Below are 16,982 nucleotides of genomic sequence, written 5' to 3' on the forward strand. Positions count from 1 at the left end.
TGTGAGTTTGAGCTTCAATCCCGGTTCGGTGCTCGATACCATCGAGATGATTCAGAAGTACCGGCTGGATATTCGCACCGTCACGATGGGCATTTCCCTGCTCGAGTGCCGCCGTTCCAGCATGGCCGATACCGCCCAGGCCATCTATGATCGCGTGACCACCCAGGCCGCTCGTCTGGTGGAGGTATGCGAGGGAATCGAGGCGGAACTGGGCATTCCCATCGTGAACAAGCGGATCAGCGTCACCCCCGTGGCCCTGCTCTGCGGCGGATTGGAGGGAAACCCAGCCGACCTGGCCCGCGCGCTCAATCGCGCCGCCACCGAGGTGGGCGTGAACTTCATCGGCGGCTACTCCGCCCTGGTGGACAAGGGAGCCACGGCGGCGGATTCCCGCCTGATCGCCTCCCTGCCGGAGGCGCTGAGCCAGACGCAGGTGGTGTGCTCCTCGGTGAACGTGGCTTCCTCCCGCGCGGGTATCAACATGGACGCGGTGCGGGATCTGGGCGTGGCCATCAAAGATGCCGCCCAGGCCACGGCGGAGGAGGCGGCGATCGCCTGCGCCAAGCTGGTGGTGTTTGCCAACGCCGTGGGTGATAACCCCTTCATGGCGGGGGCCTTCCACGGCGTGGAGGAGCCGGATTGCGTGGTCTCCGTGGGCGTCTCCGGCCCCGGCGTGGTGGGCCGCGCCCTGGGTTCCCTGGAGGGGGCCAGCCTGGACCAGGTGGCCGAGGAGATCAAAAAGGCCGCCTTCAAGATCACCCGCACGGGCCAATTGGTGGGCAGCATGGCCGCGCAGCGTCTGGGCGTGCCCTTTGGAATCGTGGATCTTTCCCTGGCGCCCACGGCGGAACTCGGGGATTCCGTGGCGCACATTCTGGAGAATATGGGCCTGGATCAGGTGGGCACGCACGGAACCACGGCGGCCCTGGCCCTGCTTAACGACGCCGTGAAGAAGGGCGGCATGATGGCCTGCTCCCGGGTGGGCGGGCTATCCGGTTCCTTTATCCCGGTCTCCGAGGATAAGGGCATGATCGACGCGGTGCGCTCGGGGGCCATCTCCATCGACAAGTTAGAGGCCATGACCGCGATCTGCTCGGTGGGCCTGGACATGATTGCGATTCCCGGCGATACCTCGGCGGAGACGATCTCCGCGATGATCGCGGACGAGGCGGCCATCGGAGTGATGAACCATAAGACCACCGCCGTGCGGGTGATCCCCGTGCCGGGCACGGTTCCCGGGGACGAGGTGAACTTTGGTGGACTCCTGGGCTACGCCCCGGTGATTGACGTGAATAAGGTTTCCGCGGCGGAGTTTATCCGGCGCGGGGGCTTTATTCCCGCGCCGGTGCACGGCTTCCGCAACTAGCTCGGCTGGGGCAACTTGCGGGGTACGACCTTGCCGGCGTCGTTGCGCGGCAGGGCGTCCAGCCAGCAGATGTAGTCCGGGATATTGTGCTGGGCGAGGTTGGTGCGCACGAGGTCGCGCACGGCGTCGTCGGTAAGCGCTTTGCCCTGCTCGGTGTCCTCGCGCACGATGTAGGCATCGAGGCGGGCCACGATGTCGTTGCGCACGCCGCGGACAAAGACGTCATCGATCCCCTCCTGGCGCAGGAGGAAGTCCTCCACCTCGCGGGGGTAGACGTTCTCGCCGCCCTTGATCACCATGTCATCGCAGCGTCCATGAACGTGCAGGAAGCCCTCGGAATCAAAGTGGCCGTAGTCCCCGGTGCTGAGCATGTGATCGCGCACCTCGATGCTGTCGCGCTTGGAGAGGTAGCCGATCATGGACTCGGAGTTGGCGCTGTAGATGATGCCGCGCTCCCCCGGCGCCGCCAGCGTGCCGTCCTCCTTGTACAGGGCAATGCGCACGCCGGGGGCCACGGTGCCGGTGCGGGTGGGATCCGCCGCGAGTTCCGGGCCGCTGGCAGAGGCCACGGGGCCGTGCTCGGTGGATCCGTAGAAGTTGCACACCACCGGGCCGAAGCGCGCGTGCAGGGCTTGGATCAGGGTGGGTGGAATGGCGTTGCCGGAGGAGGCGATGAACTCCGGGGGCCGCAGGGCTCGTAGGGTCTCCTCGGGCTGCTTGGCCAGGGTCTTTTCAAAGTCGCGCAGGAATACCGCGGCGGAGAGAATCCCGGTCACGCCGTAGCGCAGGCAATCATCCACGGCCTGCTGGGGGACAAAGACGCGCCGCAGGATCGTGGTGGATTTGGTGGCAAAGGTGAGATTGACGTTGAGCCAGCCCCAGGCGTGGTAGGTGGAGCAGGTCATTTGGATCACGCCCTCGCGCCGCCACGGGATCTTGGGCAGCAGGCTGGCCGCCACCGCGGGAGACTTGGGCACGCCGCGCACCACTCCCTTGGGGGTGCCGGTGGTGCCGGAGGACATGATCACCGTGGGGCCGGGGGTGGGGCGGAACTTTAACTTTGGCGCCGGTGCCTGGGCGATGGCCTCGCGGAAGCTCACCACGCCGGGGTGCTCGCCGTACCCGGCGATGAGCGGGAGATCGCCTACCTCCAGGGTGGGAATGAACTCCGCGTCCGCGATAACGATGGCTGCGCCGTAATCGGTAATGGTGCGGGAGATCTGCTGCGGGGAGGAACCCGGATTGATGATCATGGGAACCGCGCCCAGGTAATTGCAGGCGGCCAGGGTCATGGGGGTCACGCGGCTATTGCGCGCGATGATCGCCACCTGGGAGCCCTGCTCCACTCCCCTGCTTTGCAGGGCGGAGGCCAGGCGGAGGGCCTGACGATGCAGCTCGGCGTAGGAGATGGTGCCGATGTCATCGATGATGGCGGTGCGCTCGGGGCAATACTGCGCTGCCGTGTTGAGGAAGGTGCCCACGGAGAAGCCCCAGCGGGCGTAGGACCGTGCCCAGTTGGTGAGGTCCTTGGGCCCGTGGAGGCTTAAGATTCCCGCCCGCAGAATGTGCGGGACCGCGTGAGCGAAGGATCGTGCCTGCTCTCCCACCGGAATGGGCAGAGCAACGGGTTGTTCCATGTGGAAGAGCGAGGACATGCGTACCTCCTTAGCTAGCAGCGATGATTTCCGAGGTCTTGGCCACGCCCAGGTCCGTCATGTGGATGGGTACGTTGCGGGGCTGGCCGAAGTCGATGGCGGCGCCGTACCAGCGCTCGCCGTCGGGGGCGCACATGCCGTGGCCCATCGAGGCGGAGCGCAGGTCGATGTACTGCACCCCGGCCTGGGCGGCGGCGTCGCGGTTCATCGCCTCGGCCATGTTCTCAAGATCGGTGGACAGTGGAATCCCCTCGAAGGAATGGATATTGTTGCCCAGCTGGATCAGGCAGGTGCCCTTGTTATCGGAGATGGAGGGGTACCCCACCACCTTGATGGCGGCGTTGGGGGCGGCCTGGCGGATACGGCCGATCTGTGCCGTCATGGCGGCCACGTAGTTGCGGTGAATCTCCTCCGGGCTCTTGCGGTCCGCGAGGTTGAGGTAAGTGTCATTAAAGCCGATCTGAATGAGCACCTCGCGGGTCTGATTATCCAGGGCGCCCTGCGCGATGGCGTCGTTGATCTGCGCGTCAATGCGCTTGCCACCGGTGGACACGGAGGCTCCGGGGCAGGAGTAATCCTTGGCTTCCATTCCCTTGATCCGGGCCACCTGCTTGACCATGCCGTTGGGGTCGGTGGCGCAGTTGTTATGCACGTTGGGCTTCTGCTCCTCCGGGATGGGCAGTCCGGCGGAGAGGTGATCGAGTGCGCGCGGGTTGGCCATCACGGAATCACCAAAGCCCACCAGGGCGTTGGGGGAAGCGGTGGCGGGCACGGCTGCCACTCCCAGCGCGACGGTGGCGGAGGCGGCCAGGATCGTGGCGCGCTGACACAGGGAACGGATACTCATGGATGCTTTCCTCTGGGGTACGGCGTGATATGTACGGGGTAGATGTTACTGCTGTTAATCAAAAGGGCTCAAGGGGCCATCCTAGCGCGGTGTTATTTTGCTTCCAAAATGGCGAGTGGCCTGGGTGGTCAACGGCGTGTGAGTCACACCGAAGACATCGCGCAGCGGGACCTATCCGTTACTCAGGGCGTTTAAAACGCTACGGAAGAGCGATTTATTTTCACGGCCTGAACTGGGAAAATAGTAGAAGTTTGCCAAAAGTGTACCGCACGGTCTGTCTTGTGCTCTAGGCTGAGCAGCAACCTATTCAGAGCGGCCGAGAGACCCGGCTCTACGACGCCGCAGCAACCCCCAGAGCCCTGGAAGGGTGCTACAGCCAGGTTCGATAGGGAGCAGCCATGTCTACCGCACACTTGTACATCGGGTACCGCCCCGGTGTTCGATCGGATACCCCCACGGTGTCCTTCGAGCTTTACCCGCCTCGTAGCCCCTCCCGGGGGTCCGGGGTGTGGGCCGGAATCGGGAGGCTCATTGACACCGCCCCCGATTACGTCTCCGTCACCTATGGCGCGGCGGGTAAGAGCACCGATACCCGCGACCGCTCTGTTCAGGTACTCCTCAACGTCCTCGATCGGCACCGGGACCTCCCGGCCGTGGCGCACCTGACCTGCCTGGGCTCCACGCGAGAGGAACTCACCCTGCTGGTGCGTCTGCTCCTGCGAGCCGGAATCCGAGATTTCTTGGCGCTGCGTGGCGATCCCCCTGGTGGTGACCCCCACTATCAGCCCCCGGCGGGTGGCCCCACCCGCGCGGTGGAGTTGGTGCGGTTGATTCGGGAGATCGCCGCCGAGGAACTGCCCCTGGGCGTGGGGCGAGGATACAACGGGGCCGGTGCCGCCAGCGCCGCGCGCCCGGAGGATTATGTGTCCATCGCGGTGGCGGCCTATCCCGCCACCGGCGGCCAGGCCCGCGCCAATGACATCGCGGCGTTGGCGGAAAAGGAGCAGGCCGGGGCCGATTATGCCATCACGCAGGTGTTCTACTCCCCCGAGGAATACGCCTCGATGGTGCGCGAACTCAGCATGGTGGGATCGAGGTTGCCCATTGTGCCGGGGATCATGCCGCTGCACGATCTCAAGCGTCTGCGCACGATGGAAAAACTGGCCGGGATTCCGGTACCCAAGCACATCGAGCGCATCTTCTCCCAGACCACCAGCCCGGAACGTTTGGTGCGAGATACCTTGAGCGCCACCGTGGAACTCATCGGTGGTGTGCTGGACGCCGGTGCCCCGGGAATCCACCTCTATACCTTCAACCGTCCTCGGCCCACGCTGGACATTCTGGAATATCTCCGAGCCTCGGGGTATCTGGGCAGGAACACGGGGGTACGCACCCCCAGCGACCCACACGTGGATACGGAATTGGTATCCCTCGCCCTGCGCCGCATGACCCCTAGTTACTACTGATTATTTCCGCACACAGAAAGGCAACGATCATGACCCGTTTTCCCTCCGCCACCGTGCTGGGCTACCCCCGCATTGGGGCTAACCGCGAACTCAAGCGTGCCCTGGAATCCTTCTGGTCCGGGCGCGGAGGCAACCCGGCCGAGACCGCCGAGGAACTGCGCACCACCCGCACGCAGCGCCTGGTGGACCTGGGACTGAGCGATAGCGCCGGGGTGCCCGAGGACTTCAGCTATTACGATCAGGTCCTGGACATCACCATCGCCACCGGCGCGCTGCCCAGCCGCTTCGCCCCGGAGCGCGAGGTGCTGGAGGCGCAGGCCGCCACCCCGGAGTCGGAGGAGGCCCTGCGCGCGCAGTTCACGGTGGCGCGCGGCCAGGGAGACCGCCCGGCGCTGGAACTGACCAAGTGGTTTGACTCCAATTACCACTACCTCGTGCCGGAGATCGGCCCGGAAACGGCCTTTGCCTGGTTGGGTTCCCCCCGCGTGCACACCGCGCAGCGCCTGGGTGGCCAGGTTCGCCCCGTGCTGGTGGGCCCGGTGACCTTCCTCGCCCTGGCCAAGGCCAGCGAGGAAGCCCCTGAGGGATATAACCCCCTGGATCGCCTCGATGATCTGCTGGCGGTGTACGCCCAGTACCTCGGCGCGCTCAAGGAGGCCGGCGTGGAGTGGGTGCAGCTCGACGAGCCCGCGCTGGTCACCGACCGCCACCGCACCCCTCAGGAGCGCGCCGCCCTCTTGGACGCGCTGCGCCGGGCCTACGCGACCCTGGCCACGGCGCAGGCCCCGCAGTTGGCGGTGGCGCTGACCTACGGGCACGCCTTCGACGCCGTGGATGCCCTGGCCGAGACTAACGTGCAGGTCGTGATCATCGACGTCGTGCGCGGTGCCGTCCCCGGTGCCGCCGAGTTGGAGCGCTGGGCCACGAGCCTGGCGGGCAAGACGCTGGGCGTGGGTGTGGTCTCCGGCCGCAACATCTGGCGCGCCGACCTCGACGAGGCCCTGAGCACCCTGCGCACCGTCAAGGCTGGTCTGGGCGAGCACGTGGAGGTGGCGGTGACCACGTCCACCTCCCTGCAACACGTGCCGCACGACGCCGAGCGGGAGACCCAGCTCGACGAGCAGTTGCGCTCCTGGCTTGCCTTCGCGGATCAGAAGGTCCGCGAGGTCGCGGTGCTGGCGCGCGGCCTGGCCGAGGGCGACGAGGCCATCGCGGAGGATCTCACGGCTGCCCGCGCGGCGGCGGCCTCCCGCGCGGCGCACCCGGGCGTCGAAAAGCAGGAGGTGCGGCAGGCGACGGCCGCAGTGACCGAGGAGCAGCGCACGCGCGGCGACGCCACCGAGCGCCACGAGGCGCAGGCCGCGGCGTTGGGCCTGCCGGTGCTACCCACCACCACCATCGGTTCCTTCCCGCAGACCGACGAGATTCGCCGCGCCCGCGCCGCGCACCGCAGCGGCAAGATCGACGATCAGGCCTATGAGGAGGCCATGAAGAAGGAGATCGCAGAGGTCATCGCGGCGCAGGAGGAGATCGGGCTGGACGTGCTGGTGCACGGCGAGGCCGAGCGCAACGACATGGTGCAGTACTTTGCGGAGAACTTCGAGGGCTTTGCCACGACCACCCACGGCTGGGTGCAGTCCTACGGCTCCCGCTGCACGCGCCCCTCGATCCTGTGGGGCGATGTGACCCGTCCGCAGGCGATCACCGTGGAGTGGTCCCGCTACGCGCAGTCGCTGAGCGAGCGCCCCGTCAAGGGCATGCTCACCGGCCCGGTGACCATCATGGCGTGGTCCTTTGTGCGCGAGGATATTCCCTGGGGCGAGGTGGCGGACCAACTTGGCCTGGCGCTGCGCGCCGAGGTGAGCGACCTGGAGGCCGCCGGGATCAAGGTGATCCAGGTGGATGAGCCCGCGATCCGCGAGCTGCTCCCCCTCCGCGAGGAGGACCGCGAGGAATACCTGGAGTGGTCGGTGGGTTCCTTCCGCCTGGCCACCGCCGGGGCCGCCCCGGCCACCAGCATTCACACGCACCTGTGCTACTCGGACTTTGCCACCATCGTCGATGCCATCGACCGCCTGGACGCGGACGTGACCTCCATCGAGGCCTCCCGTTCCAAGCTCAAGGTGCTGCCCGCCGTGGCCGAGCACGGATTCCACCGGGGCCTGGGCCCCGGCGTGTGGGACATTCACTCCGCGCGCGTGCCCTCCACTGAGGAGATCGTGGAACTGCTGCGCGTGGCCGTGGGTGCGTTGAACCCGCAGCAGGTGTGGGTGAACCCGGACTGCGGGCTCAAGACCCGTGGCTGGGAGGAAACCTCCGCTACCCTGCGCAACCTGGTCGAGGCCACCACCATCGTTCGGGGTGACCTGAACAACTAGGGGGATTATGCTCATGGTCACATCTTCTGGGAGGGAGCGTGACCATGAGCATCGGTTCCGATACGTCTGTTTCATCTGGGCACAAGCCCACGATGAGCACCGCTCGCACCATCGTTGCCGCCTCCAGCGGCAACCTGGTGGAGTGGTTCGACTTTTATATCTACGCCTTTTTCAGCGTGTACTTTGCCGATAAGTTCTTCACCGGCACTGGGGAAACGGGCGCACTGCTGAAATCCGCCGCCGTGTTCTTTGTGGGTTTCCTCATGCGGCCCCTGGGTGGTTATATCTTTGGCCGGATCGCGGATAGGCACGGCCGGAAGAACTCCATGCTCATCGCCATCATCATGATGTGCACCGGCTCCCTGCTCATGGCGATCCTGCCCACCGCGGAAACAGTGGGCGTCCTGGCCCCGGTTCTGCTGCTCCTGGTGCGCTGCCTCCAAGGTATCTCCGTGGGCGGGGAATACGGCTCCACAGCCACCTACATGTCCGAGGTGGCCGCCGAGAACCGGCGCGGTTTTTATTCCAGCTTCCAGTACGTCACGCTCATCGGCGGGCAATTATTGGCCAGCCTGCTGGCGGTGGTCATGACGTTCTTCCTTACGGAGGAGGAGATCGCTAATGGCTGGTGGCGGCTGCCCTTTGTGATCGGGGCCTGCGCCGCCGTGGTGGCGTTGTGGTTGCGCTCCCACCTGCACGAGACGGCCTCGGCGGAAAGCCGCAACGCCTCCTCCGCGGGGAGTTTCCGCGAGGTGCTGGCCCACCCCCGCGCCTTCTGGGTGGTGTTGGGGATTACGGCGGCGGGATCGCTTTCCTTTTATACCTTCACCACGTATATGCAGAAGTATCTGATTAACACGGGTGGTTTTGCCAAGGCCGACGTAGCCCAGGCGATGACGCTGTGTCTCTTCCTTTTCATGCTCCTGCAACCGGCCATCGGCGCGTTTTCGGACAGGATCGGCCGCAAGAACTCCATGCTGATCTTTGTTGTGGGAATGGTGCTGATTCCGGTGCCGCTCTTTGCTTTCCTCGGCGGCCAGGAATCCCTCGTGGCCTGCATGGCGGGGATCATGGTGGCGATGTTCTTCTTAAGTTTTTATACCTCGGTATCCGGGATCGTAAAGGCGGAGATGTTCCCGGCCCACATTCGGGGCCTGGGCGTGGGCTTTACCTACGCGATCGCCAATTCCCTCTTTGGCGGCTCGGCGGAGTCCATTGCCCTGGGGCTCAAGGATATGGGTTGGGCCTGGGCCTTCCCCTGGTATGTGGTGGCGATCTGCGTTCTGGGTCTGATTGCGGTGTGCTTCATGCGGGATAACCGGCAACACTCCACCATTGATGGCAAGGGGGAGGCGTGGGAAAACCGGCACGATCGTGCGGGTTTGTAGGAGGGGTGCCTCCATATGATCGGAGCATTATGCTCCGATCATATGGAGTATTTTTCTGCATTTTAGTATATTAATAATGCTTTGGTTTGCGATGGAAGAATCCGGGTATGTGTGGCCGGTGATGAGCAGCGTATTCAAGTGGAAATGCTGCATCTTTACCCGGCTCGCCGCGATCCCACGGTGGTGCCAATGCTCGCGCTAATCACCAGGGCCACGGCTAACCATTGCCCCGCTCCCAATCCCTGGCCCAGCACCAGCCACCCCACGATGGCGGCAAAGGCGGGTTCGAGGCTCAATAAGATGCCAAAGACCCCGCGCGGCATTCTCCGCAGCGCCCCCATTTCCAGGGCGTAGGGAATTACGGAGCCCAAAAGCCCGGTAAGCAGCGCGAGCACTAAGAGCGTGGGGCTGCTCAGCAGGGTTGCGGCACCCTCAATTCCAAACGGCAGGGGTACGAGCGCTCCCACCGCCATCGCCACGGCCAGTCCGCCTAGCCCCGGCACCTTTGCCCCCACGGTGGAACTGGCCAGGATATAGCACACCCAGAATCCTCCCGCGATGAGCGCGAGGATAATCCCGGTCACGCTCAGGCTTCCCGAGGCGAGAAAGGCATCCTTGCCGAGCAGGCCAATGCCGATCAGGGCGATGAATACCCACGCGAGGTCGAGGACACGCCGGGACAGCGCGGCCGCGAGAAGAAGCGGGCCTAAGAACTCCACGGTGACGGCGATGCCGAGGGGAATGTGCTCCAGAGAGGCGTAGAAAAAACTATTCATCGCCCCCAGCGAGAGGCCGAGGAAGATCACGCTGCGCCAGGTGCTGGCCGTCCAGGTTCCCACCGAGGGGCGGGCGATGAGGAGCAGGATCAGGGCGGCAAAGGTCAGGCGCACCGTGGTGGTGCCCCAGGCCCCGGCGTGCGGGAAGAGCCGCGTGGCGATGGCCGCGCCCCATTGCAGGGATAGGCATGAGCCCATCACCATGAGGATGCCTAGGGGTTGGGTTTTATGGTTCATGTCTCCGAGTATGCGCCGCGCCATAATGTAACTTCTAGCGATAGTTTCTTAAGATTTAGTGCAAGAAAATCTGCGAGGTTTGTTGATGGAGATGAGTATGGCCCGCTTGCGCATGCTGGTGGAACTCCGCAGGCAGGGCACCATCACCAAGGTGGCGCAAACGCTCCACTACACCCATTCCGCCGTTTCGCAGCAGTTGCAGAAACTAGAGCGAGAGGCCGGATACCCCCTCCTGGAAAAGGTGGGGCGCAACGTGCGGTTCACGCAGCAGGGAGAAATCCTCGCGGATTATGCGGAGAAAATCCTCCTGCTTGCCGACGACGCCTCGGTGGCCCTCGCCACCGCCACCGACCAGGTGCGCGGCACCCTGCGCGTGGCCTCCTTTCAAACGGCCCTGGCCACCCTGGCGCCGAGGGCGCTCAATGCCCTGGCCGAGGATTACCCCGACCTCGGCGTGGAGATATATCAGCGCGAGGTAGAAAGCGCGATCGAGGGACTCCTGCGTGGGGAGTTCGACGTGATTCTGGGAGAGACGTATGAGAACATCGACGTCCCCCTCCCCCAGGCACTGCACCGCGAGGAGATATTTTCCGATCCCCTCCGCCTGATCTTGCCGCGCTCCGGCCCGCTGGGAACTGCGGTGGAGACGATGAGCGATCTCGCGCAGTATCCCTGGGCTATTGATCCCGCCCATCTTATCTTTGGCCGCTGGGCGCGGGAATACTGCCGTGGGTATGGCTTCGAGCCGCGCGTGCTTTTTGAAACCCCCGATCCGTTCTTGCAGATATACCTCGCCCGCGAGGGGCACGCCGTGACCATTGTGCCCGCACTCCTTGCCGCGCACTTTCGCAAGGAGGTGCAGGTGCTCCCCCTGGCGGGAAAACCCTCTCGCACCCTCTACTCCGCGGTGCGCAATGGGCACGAAAATAGCCCCGCGATCAGGGTCTTTCGGGCGGCCGTTGCCGAGGCCGCCCGCGACCTCAGCCCGCTTACTTCCGCCTACGGATCTCCCCGTAATTGATTCCGCCGTGCGTCATACCGGGAATGAGCGGCCACTGACGCTTCCAGTTCGCGCACTCCGAGGAGGGCAGGATCTGCTTCCACCGGGGGTCCTTCTTGCAGTAGGAGGCCATCTCAAACTCCTTGATCATGGAGTCGTATTGATCCAGGGAGTCCTCCAGGGTGTTGCCGTTGAGCACCACCTCGCGCTCGTAGAACCGGGCCTGGGCGCGCACGCCGGGAATCTTGGAGAGCTCCGGCTGCCAGGAATCAGCGGCCATGCCGTTCTCCGAGGAAATCCACACGCCATCGGGGGTGTTCACGCACAGGGAGTGGTTGCCATCGGTGTGGCCGGGCGTCCACAGCAGGGAGACGCCCACGCCGATCTCCACGTCGCCCTGGAAGGTGGAGAGGGCCTCGCGCTCCACCCCGTCCAGGCCCTCCTTGACGTACCAGGCGCGCTGCATGGGGTGCTGGGCCTCGAAGGTGCCCAGCTCCGCCTCGTGCACGATGAGCCGCGCATGCGGGAAGATCGGGCGGTACGGGGTGTTCTTGGCCCCCAGGATCATGCGCCCATCCTGCACGTGCAGGTGATCAAAGGAGACGTAATCCACGTCCTCGTTGCTCATGCCCAGCATGGGCAGGATTTCATCGGGGTCGTTGTAGTACTTGGCCAGTAGTTTCTCCCCGCCCCACTTGGCGCCAAAGCGCGCGAGTTTGTTGTAGAAGGGGGAGTTCTTGGAGCCGGTGGGTACGGTGGGCTCCCACACCAGGGTGCGCTCCACCCCGTTGAAGTCCTGGTACTGAATGATGATCATCCGGTTGATGATGCTGATGAAGGGGTTGAGGTTCACCGAGTATCCCTGGAAGGCAAACCTCGCGGGGTACGGCGCGGCGGCGATGTTGAAGGAACGCACCCCCAGCACCGTTCCCTGCTGGATGAAGCGCTCCCGGTACTTGCGGGCGGCCTGGCGCACGGCTTCGAGCCGGTCGCCGCGCGGCCAAATATCGTGTACTCCCTCGAACTCCGGGATAGCGCGGAAGGTGGGCTGATCCACCAACCCCTGAGTCTCGGCATAGCCGGGGGTGTAGCTGTACGGGGCCTTGTGCTCCGTGTAGGCAGCAGTCATCATGTTCTCCTTCTCAGCGGAACGTGTCGTGCCTAACACCATAGAGGTTTCCCGAAAGAAATACTTGGGTTTGGGGAAACTTTTTTAGACGAATTTCGCGTTCGGGTGGGAAGGAGCGGTAACCGCGCAGGTCAGCGCGGTGCGACGGGGGTAAACAAAGGGTTAGGCTAGTTCCACGATCTCCATGTACTCGTCCCCCCAGAGGTCCTCGGTACCGTCGGGAAGCACGATCACGCGCTCGGGCTCCAGGGCGCGCACCGCACCGGGATCGTGGGTCACCAGCACCACCGCCCCCGTGTAGGAGCGCAGGGCGTCGAGCACCTGCTCGCGGGAGATGGGGTCGAGGTTGTTGGTGGGTTCGTCGAGAAGCAAAACGTTGGCGCGGGAGGATACCAGCGTGGCCAGGGCCAGGCGGGTTTTCTCGCCGCCGGAGAGGGTGCCCGCGGGCTGGTCGAGTTTTTCCCCGGCGAACATGAAGGCACCGAGCAGACCGCGCAGGTCCTGCTCCCCCGCCTCCGGGCAGGCGTCGATGGTGTTCTGCCACACGGACTTATCCGGGTCGATGGTGTCATGCTCCTGGGCAAAGTACCCCACCTTGAGGCCGTGTCCGGTGACGATTCCGCCTTCGCCGTCGGTGCGCTCCACCCCCGCCAGGAGTTTGAGCAGGGTGGTTTTGCCCGCGCCGTTGAAGCCCAGCACCACCACGCGGGAGCCCTTATCGATGGCCAGGTCGATCCCGGCGAATACCTCCAGGGAGCCGTACATCTTGGTCAGGCCCTTGGCAAACATGGGGGTTTTGCCGCAGGGGGCGGGCTCGGGGAAGGAAATGTGCGCCACCTTATCGGCCACGCGCACCTCATCGAGGGCGTTCATCATGCGATCGGCGCGGGCGGCCATCTGCTTGGCGGCCTTGGCCTTGGTGGCCTTGGCCCCGAGTTTTTCGGCCTGGGTACGCAGGGCGGAGGCGCGCTTCTCCGCGTTGGCGCGCTCGCGGCGTCGGCGGGCCTCATCGAGCGCGCGGGCGTCCTTGTACTTGCTAAAGCCCATGTTGTACACGTCCGCCTCGGCGCGCACGGCGTCCAAGTACCAGATCTTATTGCACACGTCGTCGAGCAACTCTACGTCGTGGGAGATCATGATGAGCCCGCCCTCGTGCTTGCGCAGGAAGCCACGCAGCCAGGTGATCGAGTCTGCGTCGAGGTGGTTGGTGGGCTCGTCCAGGAGCAGTGTGGTGGCGGACTTGCCCGATCCGGCCGTGGCGGCAAAGAGAATCTGCGCCAGTTCCACGCGGCGGCGCTGCCCGCCGGAAAGGGTGCTGAGCTTTTGATCCAGGATACGGGCGGGAAGCCCCAGATTATCGCAGATCTGTGCGGCCTCGGAGTCCGCCTCGTAGCCACCCAGGGAGTGATAGCGCTCCTCCAGGCGGGAGTATTTGCGGATGGCCTTATCGCGGGCGGAGTCATCCGCCGTATTCTCCATAATCTCCTGCTGGCGCGTCATGGAGGCGCGAATACTATCCAGTCCCCGTGCGGAGAGCACGCGATCGCGGGCGGTCTGCTCGATATTGCCCTCGCGGGAATCCTGGGGCAGGTAGCCCACCTCCCCGGAGACCGTCACCGAGCCGCCGTAGGGCTGCGTCTCCCCCGCCAGAATTCTCATGGTGGTGGTCTTGCCCGCGCCATTGCGGCCCACCAAACCAATGCGATCCCCGGCCTGCGCCCGAAGGTGCTGACCGGGGGCCGTCAAAAGGGTGCGGGCGCCGACGCGAACTTCCAGATCATTGGTGACAATCACAAGGAAGCAGTGTATCAACCCCGCTACTTGGAAAATCCAGCGGAGAAACCTATACGGAGAAGCCCAGGGCGCGGAGTTGTTCGCGCCCCTCCTCCGTAATCATGTGCGGGCCCCACGGGGGCATCCACACCCAGTTGAGCTGGAGTTCATCGGCCGCGCCATTGCCCACCACGGCCGCCTCGGACTGATCCTCCAGCATGTCCGTGAGCGGGCAGGCCGGGGAGGTCAGGGTCATGTTCACCACGGCCCGCTTGACCCCCTCGGTGGAGTGGTCCATGTAGATGTCATACACCAGCCCCAGATCCACCACGTTGATCCCCAGCTCCGGGTCGATCACGTCGCGCATATACTCCTCGACGGTCGAGGCATCCGCGGCGTCCTGCTCCGTCTGCTCGGGGCGGTCGGCGGGTTGTTCCATTGGTTCAGTCATTGTGGGCCTCCTGTGCCTCTAGTGCTTCCGCGGTGGCGGCCTCAAAGGCCTTCCAGCCTAAAAGAGCGCACTTTACCCGCGCGGGATACTGCGAGACCCCGGCGAAGGCAATGCCATCCCCGATCAACTCGGGATCGCCCTCGCGTTGTCCGCGGGAGGTAATCATCGCCTCGAACTCCGCGAGTTTGGTGCGCGCCTCCGCCACGGGCCTGCCGATGATCTCCTGGGCCATCACGGAGGTGGAGGCCTGGCTGATCGAGCAGCCCTCGGCGTCGTAGGAGACATCCTCCACCACGCTGCCGTCGGCGGAGAGATGCACGCGCAGCGTGAGTTCGTCCCCGCAGGAGGGGTTCACGTGGTGCACCTCCGCCTCAAAGGGATCGCGCAGGCCCGCGTGCTCGGGGTTCTTATAGTGATCCAGGATCACCTCTTGGTACATGGATTCCAGATTCATGCGCTCACCCCAAAGAACTTCTTGGCGGATTCGATGGCCTCCACCAGGCGATCCACCTCGTCCCTGGTGTTGTACAGGTAAAAGGAGGCTCGCGCGGTGGATTGCACGCCCAGGCAGCGGTGCACCGGCCAGGCGCAGTGGTGCCCCACGCGGATGCACACGCCGTGATCGTCCAGTACCTGCCCCAGATCGTGCGGATGCACCCCTTCTACCACAAAGGAGATCGCGGCGCCGCGAGCCTCCGGGGTGGTGGGACCCACGATGCGCAGCTTATCGACGCCCCCCAGCCGCTCCAGCGCATAGGCGGTGAGGTCGTGCTCGTGGGCGGCGATCGCCTCCATGCCGATGGAATCCAGGAACTCCACGGCCGCACCCAGCCCCACCACCTGGCTGGTCATCTGGGTTCCGGCCTCGAAGCGCTGCGGCGGAGGAGCAAAGGTCGTGCCCTCCATCTTCACCACCTCGATCATGGAACCGCCGGTGAGGAAGGGCGGCAACTGCTTAAGGAGTTCCGCGCGCCCATAGAGGGCACCCACTCCCGCGGGCCCGCACATTTTGTGCCCGGAGAAGGCCGCGAAGTTCACGCCGAGGTCGTGGAAGTTCACCGGCTGGTGCGGCACCGATTGGCAGGCGTCCAGCACGGTGAGCGCGCCCACCTCGCGGGCGCGCCGCACCATCTCGGGCACATCCGCCACCGCGCCGGTCACGTTGGACTGGTGGGTAAAGGCAATTACCTTGACGGACTCATCTAGTTCCAGGGAATCCAGGTCGATCCGGCCCTCGGGAGTGGTGGAGTACCACTTCAGCGTGGCCCCCGTGCGCGCGCAGAGTTCCTGCCAGGGCACCAGATTGGCGTGGTGCTCCAGTTCCGTGACCACCACGGTATCCCCCGGCCCCACCCGGAGGTCACCCGCGCGGGGATCGCCCAGGGTAAAGGCCACGAGGTTGAGCGCCTCCGTGGCGTTCTTGGTAAAGGCGATCTCCTCGCCCTCGGCGCCCACGAAGCGCGCGATGGCCGCGCGCGCGTGCTCGTAGGCGTCGGTGGCCTCCTCCGCGAGTTGGTACGCGCCCCGGTGTACCGGGGCGTTGGTGTGGAGCACAAAGTGCTCCTCCGCCCGCCACACCCGCTCGGGCCGCTGCGAGGTCGCCCCGGAATCCAGGTACGCCAGGGGCTTATCCCCGCGAACGGTGCGCGAGAGAATGGGAAACTCCGCGCGCACCACCTCCACGTCGAGGGTGCCGTCCGAGGAAAGGAAATCCGCGCGTGCCATTACAGGAACTGCTCGTAGCCATCGGCCTCAAGCTGATCGGCTAGCTCGGGCCCGCCGGTGGTCACGATCTGCCCGTTGGCAAACACGTGGATCACGTCCGGCTTCACGTACTCCAAGATGCGCTTGTAGTGCGTGATCATGAGGATGCCGCCGTTGGTATCGCGCTGGTAGCGGTTGATCCCCTCGGAGACCACGCGCAGGGCGTCCACGTCCAGGCCGGAGTCCGTCTCATCCATCACGGCGAACTTGGGCTTCATCAGATCCAGTTGGAGCACCTCGTGGCGCTTCTTCTCACCGCCGGAAAAGCCCTCGTTCACGGAGCGCTCGCTGAAGGACTTGTCGATCTTGAGGTTCTCGCGGGCCTCATTGACCTCCTTGACCCACTCACGCAGCTTGGGGGCCTCGCCGCGCACGGCGGTCACGGCGGTGCGCATGAAGTTGGACATGGAGACACCCGGAACCTCGGTGGGATACTGCATGGCCAGGAAGAGGCCCGCGCGGGCGCGCTCGTCCACGGACATCTCCAGGATGTTCTCGCCGTCGAGCAGCACCTCGCCATCGGTGATCTCGTAGCGGGGGTGACCGGCCAGGGTGTAGGCCAGGGTGGACTTGCCGGAGCCGTTGGGGCCCATGATGGCGTGAATCTCGCCGGAGTTGAGGGTGAGGTTCACGCCCTTGAGGATAGGCTTGGGCTCGGCGGATTCATCGGAGGGAAGAACCTGGGCGTGGAGGTTCTTGATTTCCAGGGTAGACATCGTTTTTCTCCTGATCTTAAAACGTGCAGTGTGTTC

The 16,982-nt window shown here is 64.8% G+C and carries 14 protein-coding genes and 1 riboswitch; of the genes, 5 read left to right on the top strand and 9 right to left on the bottom strand.

Annotated elements, in window-relative coordinates; translation table 11 throughout:
- Position 1: 1 nt before the first annotated feature.
- Complete coding sequence (locus OLW90_RS05785; protein WP_319651791.1) at positions 2 to 1,366, top strand: PFL family protein; 1,365 nt, start codon at positions 2 to 4, stop codon at positions 1,364 to 1,366.
- Here the strand turns inward: OLW90_RS05785 and OLW90_RS05790 are convergent.
- Both OLW90_RS05790 and OLW90_RS05795 read right to left on the bottom strand, forming a co-directional pair.
- Complete coding sequence (locus OLW90_RS05790; protein ID WP_319651792.1) at positions 1,363 to 3,021, bottom strand: AMP-binding protein; 1,659 nt, start codon at positions 3,019 to 3,021, stop codon at positions 1,363 to 1,365. The genes OLW90_RS05785 and OLW90_RS05790 overlap by 4 nt on opposite strands.
- A gap of 10 nt (positions 3,022 to 3,031) precedes the next feature.
- The gene (locus OLW90_RS05795; protein WP_319651793.1) at positions 3,032 to 3,868 is read right to left on the bottom strand and encodes a GDSL-type esterase/lipase family protein; all 837 of its coding nucleotides are present in this window, start codon (positions 3,866 to 3,868) and stop codon (positions 3,032 to 3,034) included.
- Between the two features lie 300 nt (positions 3,869 to 4,168).
- Positions 4,169 to 4,260: riboswitch (SAM riboswitch) on the top strand.
- A gap of 6 nt (positions 4,261 to 4,266) precedes the next feature.
- Between OLW90_RS05795 and OLW90_RS05800 the strand changes: the two genes are divergently transcribed.
- Genes OLW90_RS05800 through OLW90_RS05810 form a run of 3 tightly spaced genes read left to right on the top strand, consistent with a single transcriptional unit; the run spans position 4,267 to position 9,100 of the window.
- Entirely contained in the window at positions 4,267 to 5,334 is a 1,068-nt protein-coding gene (locus OLW90_RS05800; RefSeq protein WP_319651794.1) for a methylenetetrahydrofolate reductase, read from the top strand.
- A gap of 29 nt (positions 5,335 to 5,363) precedes the next feature.
- The gene (metE, locus tag OLW90_RS05805) at positions 5,364 to 7,712 is read left to right on the top strand and encodes a 5-methyltetrahydropteroyltriglutamate--homocysteine S-methyltransferase (RefSeq protein WP_319651795.1); all 2,349 of its coding nucleotides are present in this window, start codon (positions 5,364 to 5,366) and stop codon (positions 7,710 to 7,712) included.
- 44 nt (positions 7,713 to 7,756) lie between these two features.
- The gene (locus tag OLW90_RS05810; RefSeq protein ID WP_319651796.1) at positions 7,757 to 9,100 is read left to right on the top strand and encodes an MFS transporter; all 1,344 of its coding nucleotides are present in this window, start codon (positions 7,757 to 7,759) and stop codon (positions 9,098 to 9,100) included.
- A gap of 155 nt (positions 9,101 to 9,255) precedes the next feature.
- Here the strand turns inward: OLW90_RS05810 and OLW90_RS05815 are convergent, their stop codons facing one another.
- Positions 9,256 to 10,113: an EamA family transporter gene (locus OLW90_RS05815; RefSeq protein WP_319649116.1), complete on the bottom strand. Its 858-nt coding sequence runs from the start codon at positions 10,111 to 10,113 to the stop codon at positions 9,256 to 9,258.
- A 97-nt stretch (positions 10,114 to 10,210) separates the two neighbouring features.
- Between OLW90_RS05815 and OLW90_RS05820 the strand changes: the two genes are divergently transcribed.
- Positions 10,211 to 11,134, top strand: a complete 924-nt coding sequence (locus OLW90_RS05820; RefSeq protein ID WP_319649117.1) for a LysR family transcriptional regulator — start codon at positions 10,211 to 10,213, stop codon at positions 11,132 to 11,134.
- On the opposite strand, the gene OLW90_RS05825 is transcribed toward OLW90_RS05820, so the two are convergent.
- The 6 genes from OLW90_RS05825 to sufC form a co-directional block, all read right to left on the bottom strand.
- Positions 11,103 to 12,245: a hypothetical protein gene (locus OLW90_RS05825; protein WP_319649118.1), complete on the bottom strand. Its 1,143-nt coding sequence runs from the start codon at positions 12,243 to 12,245 to the stop codon at positions 11,103 to 11,105. The genes OLW90_RS05820 and OLW90_RS05825 overlap by 32 nt on opposite strands.
- A 159-nt stretch (positions 12,246 to 12,404) precedes the next feature.
- Positions 12,405 to 14,036, bottom strand: a complete 1,632-nt coding sequence (locus OLW90_RS05830) for an ABC-F family ATP-binding cassette domain-containing protein (protein ID WP_319649119.1) — start codon at positions 14,034 to 14,036, stop codon at positions 12,405 to 12,407.
- Positions 14,037 to 14,085: 49 nt separating this feature from the next.
- Positions 14,086 to 14,466, bottom strand: a complete 381-nt coding sequence (locus OLW90_RS05835) for a metal-sulfur cluster assembly factor (protein WP_319649120.1) — start codon at positions 14,464 to 14,466, stop codon at positions 14,086 to 14,088.
- Positions 14,459 to 14,920: a Fe-S cluster assembly sulfur transfer protein SufU gene (sufU, locus tag OLW90_RS05840; RefSeq protein WP_319649121.1), complete on the bottom strand. Its 462-nt coding sequence runs from the start codon at positions 14,918 to 14,920 to the stop codon at positions 14,459 to 14,461. The genes OLW90_RS05835 and sufU overlap by 8 nt, the downstream gene beginning before the upstream one ends.
- A complete protein-coding gene (locus tag OLW90_RS05845; protein WP_319649122.1) occupies positions 14,917 to 16,191 on the bottom strand; it encodes a cysteine desulfurase in 1,275 nt (424 codons plus the stop codon). The genes sufU and OLW90_RS05845 overlap by 4 nt, the downstream gene beginning before the upstream one ends.
- Entirely contained in the window at positions 16,191 to 16,946 is a 756-nt protein-coding gene (sufC, locus tag OLW90_RS05850) for a Fe-S cluster assembly ATPase SufC (protein ID WP_055121866.1), read from the bottom strand. The genes OLW90_RS05845 and sufC overlap by 1 nt, the downstream gene beginning before the upstream one ends.
- Between the last annotated feature and the right edge of the window lie 36 nt (positions 16,947 to 16,982).

The organism is Corynebacterium sp. 21KM1197 (assembly GCF_033783015.1).
In the GTDB taxonomy this organism is placed as follows: Bacteria; Actinomycetota; Actinomycetes; order Mycobacteriales; family Mycobacteriaceae; genus Corynebacterium.

What these genes read in the sequence shown, in the direction of transcription:
- OLW90_RS05845 (WP_319649122.1), bottom strand. Translation starts at nt 16,191, where the DNA reads ATGGCACGCGCGGATTTCCTTTCCTCGGACGGCACCCTCGACGTGGAG.
- OLW90_RS05820 (WP_319649117.1), top strand. Translation starts at nt 10,211, where the DNA reads ATGGCCCGCTTGCGCATGCTGGTGGAACTCCGCAGGCAGGGCACCATC.
- OLW90_RS05795 (WP_319651793.1), bottom strand. Translation starts at nt 3,868, where the DNA reads ATGAGTATCCGTTCCCTGTGTCAGCGCGCCACGATCCTGGCCGCCTCC.
- sufU (WP_319649121.1), bottom strand. Translation starts at nt 14,920, where the DNA reads ATGAATCTGGAATCCATGTACCAAGAGGTGATCCTGGATCACTATAAG.
- OLW90_RS05800 (WP_319651794.1), top strand. Translation starts at nt 4,267, where the DNA reads ATGTCTACCGCACACTTGTACATCGGGTACCGCCCCGGTGTTCGATCG.
- OLW90_RS05790 (WP_319651792.1), bottom strand. Translation starts at nt 3,021, where the DNA reads ATGTCCTCGCTCTTCCACATGGAACAACCCGTTGCTCTGCCCATTCCG.
- OLW90_RS05835 (WP_319649120.1), bottom strand. Translation starts at nt 14,466, where the DNA reads ATGACTGAACCAATGGAACAACCCGCCGACCGCCCCGAGCAGACGGAG.
- sufC (WP_055121866.1), bottom strand. Translation starts at nt 16,946, where the DNA reads ATGTCTACCCTGGAAATCAAGAACCTCCACGCCCAGGTTCTTCCCTCC.
- OLW90_RS05810 (WP_319651796.1), top strand. Translation starts at nt 7,757, where the DNA reads ATGAGCATCGGTTCCGATACGTCTGTTTCATCTGGGCACAAGCCCACG.
- OLW90_RS05815 (WP_319649116.1), bottom strand. Translation starts at nt 10,113, where the DNA reads ATGAACCATAAAACCCAACCCCTAGGCATCCTCATGGTGATGGGCTCA.
- metE (WP_319651795.1), top strand. Translation starts at nt 5,364, where the DNA reads ATGACCCGTTTTCCCTCCGCCACCGTGCTGGGCTACCCCCGCATTGGG.
- OLW90_RS05825 (WP_319649118.1), bottom strand. Translation starts at nt 12,245, where the DNA reads ATGATGACTGCTGCCTACACGGAGCACAAGGCCCCGTACAGCTACACC.